Annotated in this window: 7 protein-coding genes; 5 read left to right on the forward strand and 2 right to left on the reverse strand. The window is 71.7% G+C overall.

The features are described 5' to 3' along the window. Positions 1-188 precede the first annotated feature (188 nt). Positions 189-695, reverse strand: coding sequence for a hypothetical protein (locus tag GEV28_RS41650; RefSeq protein ID WP_291419801.1), 507 nt, complete (start codon positions 693-695; stop codon positions 189-191). 236 nt (positions 696-931) lie between these two features. On the opposite strand from GEV28_RS41650, the gene GEV28_RS41655 reads away from it, so the two are divergent. The 4 genes from GEV28_RS41655 to GEV28_RS41670 all read left to right on the forward strand — a co-directional run bounded on the left by GEV28_RS41655 (position 932) and on the right by GEV28_RS41670 (position 4,790). Continuing rightward, positions 932-1,708 (forward strand): 1-acyl-sn-glycerol-3-phosphate acyltransferase, encoded by a 777-nt coding sequence (locus GEV28_RS41655; protein ID WP_291419803.1) that lies wholly within the window; start codon positions 932-934, stop codon positions 1,706-1,708. Between the two features lie 20 nt (positions 1,709-1,728). Next, positions 1,729-2,232 (forward strand): polyadenylate-specific 3'-exoribonuclease AS, encoded by a 504-nt coding sequence (locus GEV28_RS41660; protein ID WP_291419805.1) that lies wholly within the window; start codon positions 1,729-1,731, stop codon positions 2,230-2,232. 117 nt (positions 2,233-2,349) lie between these two features. Then, entirely contained in the window at positions 2,350-3,375 is a 1,026-nt protein-coding gene (locus GEV28_RS41665; RefSeq protein ID WP_291419807.1) for a 6-phosphofructokinase, read from the forward strand. Positions 3,376-3,410: 35 nt separating this feature from the next. Beyond that, positions 3,411-4,790, forward strand: coding sequence for an amidase family protein (locus tag GEV28_RS41670; RefSeq protein WP_291419809.1), 1,380 nt, complete (start codon positions 3,411-3,413; stop codon positions 4,788-4,790). Positions 4,791-4,797: 7 nt separating this feature from the next. On the opposite strand, the gene GEV28_RS41675 is transcribed toward GEV28_RS41670, so the two are convergent. Continuing rightward, positions 4,798-5,265, reverse strand: a complete 468-nt coding sequence (locus tag GEV28_RS41675) for a group II truncated hemoglobin (protein ID WP_291419811.1) — start codon at positions 5,263-5,265, stop codon at positions 4,798-4,800. Between the two features lie 90 nt (positions 5,266-5,355). On the opposite strand from GEV28_RS41675, the gene GEV28_RS41680 reads away from it, so the two are divergent. Continuing rightward, on the forward strand, positions 5,356-6,477 hold a 1,122-nt coding region (locus tag GEV28_RS41680; protein ID WP_291419813.1), incomplete at its 3' end, for a 3-deoxy-7-phosphoheptulonate synthase class II.

Consider the following 6,477-nt stretch of genomic DNA (forward strand, 5'->3'; position numbering starts at 1 on the left):
CCGTCGCCGGGCGGGTCTGTCAGCGGCTAGTGTCCTGAGTCGGGAGTTCGGCGCCAGATCCGGTGATCCGCGTGGTGGCTGGCAAGGCGGCGGGAAGTCCTCGTACCGGGTCGTACTCGGGCTTTCCGCCAACGCCGCCAGCCGCCGCGCGGGCGCCGGAGGTGGTGTCGAATCTCCGACTCAGGACACTAGATCTGGGCGCCGTCGTCGCGGTCGGTGTCCGGGTCCTGGTTCTTCGGGGAGTGGCGCACGCGAAGCAGGAGCATCGCGCCGCCGAAAGTCAGGGCTACCAGGGCGATCGGGGTGCCGATGCGGGCGTCCAGGCCGACGACCCCCGGCACGATCAGCAGTACCACCGACACCACGATCAGGACCAGCGCCGCGATCGTCAGCGGGCGCAGGCGGGGCAGGGGCGGCGGCTCGGGCGGCACGTAGTGCTCGTCGTCGGTGCCCCAGGTCCAGTCCCACTCGCCGTCGTGGCCGCGCCAGGACGCCGGGCGCCGGCCGGGCGCCGGCTCGGCGCCGGGGTCGTCGGCGGTCGCCTGCGACGTGGCGGAGGGAGGGACGGGAGGGTTCGCCGGCTGATCTTCGGCAGGGTCGTCCAGGTCGGGCAGTCGGCTTCCGACGCCCTCGCGTTCCAGGTCGGCCACGATCGCAGCGAACGCGGCGTCGACGTCCTCCGGCCGGTCAGCCACCTGGGCCTCCTTGCTTCAGGCACACGAGCAGGTGATGTGGCCATCGTCGCACGAACCGGAGCGTGGATGGCCGGATCACATTCCCCTGTTTACTCGTTGGGTACCGTGGCGACCAGAGGGTCTCCCCGGTGGTGGCCGGTGTTACATGTTCCGACATTTGGGTGGCGAAGGATTGTGCCGGCCGCACACCCTTCGTACGCTCGACAAACGGCCGGACACGGGAGGCGCGGGTAGCGGTGCTGTACTGGTTGATGAAGCATGTGTTCCTCGGGCCACTGCTGCGACTGTTCTTCCGCCCCGAGATCAAGGGCGAGGAGAACGTCCCCGACTCCGGCGGCGCGCTGCTCGCCAGCAACCACCTCGCCGTGGCCGACTCGTTCTTCCTCCCGCTGATGCTCAAGCGCCGGGTCACCTTCCCGGCCAAGCTGGAGTACTTCACCCAGCCCGGGATCAAGGGCCGCCTGAAGAAGTGGTTCTTCTCCGGCATGGGCCAGATCCCCATCGACCGCTCCGGCGGCGCCGCCGCGCAGGCCGCGCTCGACACCGGCATCCGGCTGCTGCGCGAGGGCCACCTGCTCGGCATCTACCCCGAAGGCACCCGCTCCCCGGACGGCCGCCTTTACAAGGGCAAGACCGGCCTCGCCCGGATGGTGCTCGAGTCCCGGGTCAAGGTCATCCCGGTCGCGATGTTCGACACCGACAAGGCCAACCCGATCGGCTCCAAGATGTGGCGCCCGCACAAGATCCGCATCACGATCGGCAAGCCGATGGACTTCTCCCGCTACGAGGGCCTCGCGGGCGACCGGTTCGTGGAGCGGTCGATCACCGACGAGATCATGTACGCGCTGATGGAGATGTCCGGCCAGGAGTACGTCGACATCTACGCGGCCAAGGCCAAGGAGCTGCTCGCCGCGCAGGAGGCGGGGGAGCCCGCCGCCCTGCCCACCCAGCAGCGCCGCACCGCCGCCGATGCCTCCGGCGCCGACCGCATCCCGGAGACCGAGGCCGGCTGAATACCCCATACTCTGCCCCGATGCGGTTCTTCTACGACACGGAGTTCATCGAGGACGGGACCACCATCGACCTGGTGTCGATCGGTGTCGTCGACGAGAACGGTCGTGAGTTCTATGCCGTGTCGACCGAGTTCGACCCCGACCGGGCGGGCCCGTGGGTGCGCGAGCACGTGTTGGACAAGCTGCCGCCGCCGGCCGACCCCGCGTGGTGCGACCGGGCCACGATGCGTGCCCGGCTGCTGAGGTTCTTGAACCGCGATAGGGAGAAGGTCGAGCTCTGGGCCTGGTTCGCCGCCTACGACCACGTCGCCATCGCCCAGCTGTGGGGTGACATGCCGGCCCTGCCGCGCGAGCTGCCCCGGTTCACCCGCGAGCTGCGCCAGCGGTGGGAGGACGTGGGGAAACCCGTGCTCCCGACCCCGCCGAAGGACGCCCACGACGCGCTCGCCGACGCCCGGCACAACCTCGCGCGGTGGCGGGTGATCGAGGCCGAATGGGTTCGCCGCGGGTTCGCCGCGCGTTAGAGGCCGCGCGGCCTCTCGACGGAGGCCGGTTGCTGCACCGATCCAGAGGATGGCACGCTACGGGCTTGAGACCCAAAAAGGACCTCAGCCCTAGCGGCCGGATGGAGGATCGAGCACATGCGCGTCGGCTTGCTCACTGGTGGCGGTGACTGTCCAGGACTCAACGCGGTCATCCGCGCCGTGGTCCGCAAGGGGATCGAGGCCCACGGTTGGGAGACCGTCGGCTTCCGCAACGGCTGGCAGGGGCCGATCGAGGGTCTGGTCAAGCCGATCGGGCTCGAGGACGTCGAGGACATCCTCACCCGCGGCGGCACCATCCTCGGCTCGTCCCGGACCAACCCGTACAAGATCGACGGCGGGGTCGACCGAATCCAGCGGACGCTCGCCGACCAGGGCGTCGACGCGCTCGTCGCGATCGGTGGCGAGGACACGCTCGGCGTCGCCAAGCGGCTCACCGACGACGGCGTGGGTGTCGTCGGCGTACCGAAGACCATCGACAACGACCTGGGCGCCACCGACTACACGTTCGGCTTCGACACCGCGGTGCACATCGCGACCGAGGCGATCGACCGGCTGCGCACCACCGCCGAGTCGCACCACCGGGCGCTGGTCGTCGAGGTGATGGGCCGGCACGCGGGCTGGATCGCGCTGCACTCCGGGCTCGCCGGCGGCGCCAACGTGATCCTGGTACCGGAGCGCCAGTTCTCCGTCGACCAGGTCGTCGAGTGGGTGGAGCGCCGGTTCGAGCGCGAGTACGCCCCGATCATCGTGGTCGCCGAGGGCGCGTTGCCCGAGGGCGGCGAGGAGCGGTTGCTCACCGGTGAGAAGGACTCGTTCGGCCACGTCCGGCTCGGCGGCATCGGCACCTGGCTCGCCGAGGAGATCGCCCAGCGCACCGGCAAGGAGTCGCGTGCGGTCGTGCTCGGCCACACCCAGCGCGGCGGCACCCCGACGGCCTACGACCGGGTGCTCGCGACCCGGTTCGGCCTGCACGCGGTGGACGCGGTGCAGGCAGGCGACTTCGGCGTGATGGTCGCGCTGCGCGGCACCGACATCGTCCGGGTGAAGCTGGCCGAGGCGACAGCGGAGCTGAAGACCGTGCCGCTGGAGCGCTACCAGGAGGCCGAAGTCTTCTTCGGCTGAGTCGAGCTCCCGCCCACGCGGACTAAGGTCGGCGCATGGACCTCGGCGAGCTGTTGTGGGCGGGCGCGGACGCGCAGGCACAGGCATTGCGGGACGGCACGGTCACCGCGCCCGAACTGCTCGAGGCGGTGCTGCGCCGCGCGGACGCGGTCAACCCGCTGCTGAACCTGTTCCGGGTGATCTACACCGAGGACGCCAGGGAGGCCGCCGCCGAGGCCCAGCGCCGGCTCGACGCGGGGGAGCGCACCCCGCTGCTCGGCGTGCCGATCGCGGTGAAGGACGACCTCGACGTCACCGGCGACATCACCGGAATGGGCGGGCGCCCGCAGTTCCCGCCGGCCGAGGCGGACGCGCCCGCTGTGGCCCGGCTGCGCGCGGCCGGCGCGGTGCTCGTCGGGCACACGCACACGCCGGACCGGTGCCTGTGGCCGTTCACCGAGACGCTCACCCACGGCGCCACCCGCAACCCGTGGCACGTCGACCACACGCCCGGCGGCTCGTCCGGTGGCTCCGCCGCCGCGGTCGCGGCCGGGGTCGTCGGCGCCGCGACGGGGTCCGACGGTGGCGGGTCGGTGCGCATCCCGGCCACGTTCTGCGGGCTGTTCGGCCTGAAGACCACGCGCGGGCTCATCGACATGGGCCCGGAGGAGCACTGGCACGGGCTGGCCGTCGTCGGTCCGCTCGGCAGGCGGGTGGCCGACGCGGCGGCGATGCTCGACGTGATCGCCGAGGAGGACCACCCCGGCGGGCTCTACCGCGACTCCGCCGACGCCGACCCCGGCCGGCTGCGGATCGCGCTGTCGTGGCGCACGTCGCTGGGCAAGCCGCCGATGGAGGCACAGCGCAAGCGGGCCGTGCTGGACATGGCCGACCGGCTCCGCGCGCTCGGTCACGAGGTGGTCGTGGCCGACCCGCCGCTCGGGGTCCGGCCGACCCCGCAGTTCCTCATCCGCTTCCTGCGCGGCGTCGCCGACGACGTCGCCGCGCTGCCGCATCCGGAGTGGCTGGAGCCGCGCACCCGCCGGATCGCCGCGGTCGGCCGGCGGATCCCCGACAGCATGCTGGCCAGGACGCGCGCGGCCGAGCTCGACCTGGACGGCCGGATGCGCACGTTCTTCCGCGACTTCGACGTGGTCCTGCAGCCCGGCTGGACCGGCCGGCAGCCGCGGATCGGGCGCTACCACGGCGCGGGGGCGGCGCACACGCTCGCCGGCGTGTCGATGGGCATCCCGTACTTCCCGACGTGGAACGTGCTCGGCTACCCGGTCGCGGCGGTCCCGGCCGGCCGCGACGCGATCGGCCTGCCGATGGGCGTGCAGCTGATCGGCCCGGCGTTCGGCGAGCACCGGTTGCTGTCACTGGCCGGCCAGGTCGAGCGTGCCCACCCGTGGGCGGGTGAGCGGCCCTTGATCTAGACCGGCCCTACTCGGTCGGGGGCTGCCACGGTGGCTTGGCCCAGTCCCACGTCGGCATGGGCTCGGGCACCGACGGGGACGCGCCCGGCGCCGAGAAGACCACCGCGAGCCGGCTGCCCCACTCCAGGTAGCCCACCAGCGACGCGCGGAACTCCGGGTCGTCCGGCACACCCACCTCGTCCGCCGTGTCGAGCAGCAGGCCGACCCAGCGACGCCGCTGCGCCTCGGTGATACCCCGCCCCACGTGCCTGCTCACCATGTGGGGATGCCCACCGCGGGTGGACGAGTACGCGGGAGGTCCGCCGAGCACCTCGCCCACCCACGCCGCGACGTGCCGCGCGTGGCCGGGATCCATGTGCCGGAACACCGGCTCGAGCACCTCGTCGTCGAGAACGTGCCGGTAGAACGTGTCGAACAGCTTCTCGAGGGCGACCGCGCCGCCCATCCACTCGTACAGGGTGGGAGGCGCACTCATGGTCGCCAGGCAACCACGGCCCGGGTGGGCCGGCAACCAGCATCGCTGTCGGCGAAAAGCCGGCAGACATGGGCCGATACCCTTGGTGCCGTGAACTGGACTGTGGACGTTCCGGTGGACACCCTCCCCGAGTTGCCGCCGCTACCGCCCGACATGCGAGCCCGCCTGGACACCGCGCTGGCCCGCCGCGCCTCGCAGCAGCCGGAGTGGCCCAACCCCGAGCAGGTCCGCCAGGTGCGCACGCTGCTCGAGAGCGTGCCGCCGATCACCGTGCCCTCCGAGGTCGACCGGCTGCGCACCAAGCTCGCCGAGGTCGCTCGCGGTGAGGCGTTCATGCTGCAGGGCGGCGACTGCGCCGAGACCTTCGTGGACAACACCGAGCCGCACATCCGCGGCAACATCCGCACGCTGCTGCAGATGGCCGTCGTCCTCACCTACGGCGCCAGCATGCCGGTGGTCAAGGTCGCCCGGATCGCCGGCCAGTACGCCAAGCCGCGCTCCAACGGCACCGACGCGCTCGGCCTGCCGGTCTACCGCGGCGACATCGTCAACTCGATCGTCCCCACGCCCGAGGCGCGGGTGCCCGACCCCGGCCGGATGATCCGCGCGTACGCCAACGCCGGTGCCGCCATGAACCTCGTGCGCGCGCTCACCGCCGCGGGCGAGGCGGACCTCACCAAGGTGCACGAGTGGAACAAGGACTTCGTCAGCAACTCGGCCGCGGCCGAGCGGTACGAGACGATCGCCACGGAGATCGACCGGGGCCTGCGGTTCATGGCGGCCTGCGGCGTCGAGGACTCGTCGCTGCACACCACCGAGATCTTCGCGAGCCACGAGGCGCTGCTGCTGGACTACGAGCGCGCCATGCTGCGCCTGGACCACGCCAGTGACGACAAGGCGAAGCTGTACGACCTGTCGTCGCACTTCCTGTGGGTCGGCGAGCGCACCCGGCAACTTGACGGCGCGCATATCGCGCTCGTGGAGATGCTGGCCAACCCGATCGGCGTCAAGATCGGCCCGGGCACCACGCCGGAGATGGCGGTGGAGTACGTCGAGCGGCTCGGCCCCAACAACGTGCCCGGCCGGCTCACGCTGGTCAGCCGGATGGGCAACGGCAATGTGCGCGAGCTGCTGCCGCCGATCGTCGAGAAGGTCACCGCCTCGGGCCACCAGGTCATCTGGCAGTGCGACCCGATGCACGGCAACACGCAC

The organism is Actinophytocola sp., from assembly GCF_009379765.1.
Classification (GTDB): domain Bacteria; phylum Actinomycetota; class Actinomycetes; order Mycobacteriales; family Pseudonocardiaceae; genus Actinophytocola.

What these genes read in the sequence shown, in the direction of transcription:
- GEV28_RS41675 (WP_291419811.1), bottom strand. Translation starts at nt 5,265, where the DNA reads ATGAGTGCGCCTCCCACCCTGTACGAGTGGATGGGCGGCGCGGTCGCC.
- GEV28_RS41670 (WP_291419809.1), top strand. Translation starts at nt 3,411, where the DNA reads ATGGACCTCGGCGAGCTGTTGTGGGCGGGCGCGGACGCGCAGGCACAG.
- GEV28_RS41665 (WP_291419807.1), top strand. Translation starts at nt 2,350, where the DNA reads ATGCGCGTCGGCTTGCTCACTGGTGGCGGTGACTGTCCAGGACTCAAC.
- GEV28_RS41660 (WP_291419805.1), top strand. Translation starts at nt 1,729, where the DNA reads ATGCGGTTCTTCTACGACACGGAGTTCATCGAGGACGGGACCACCATC.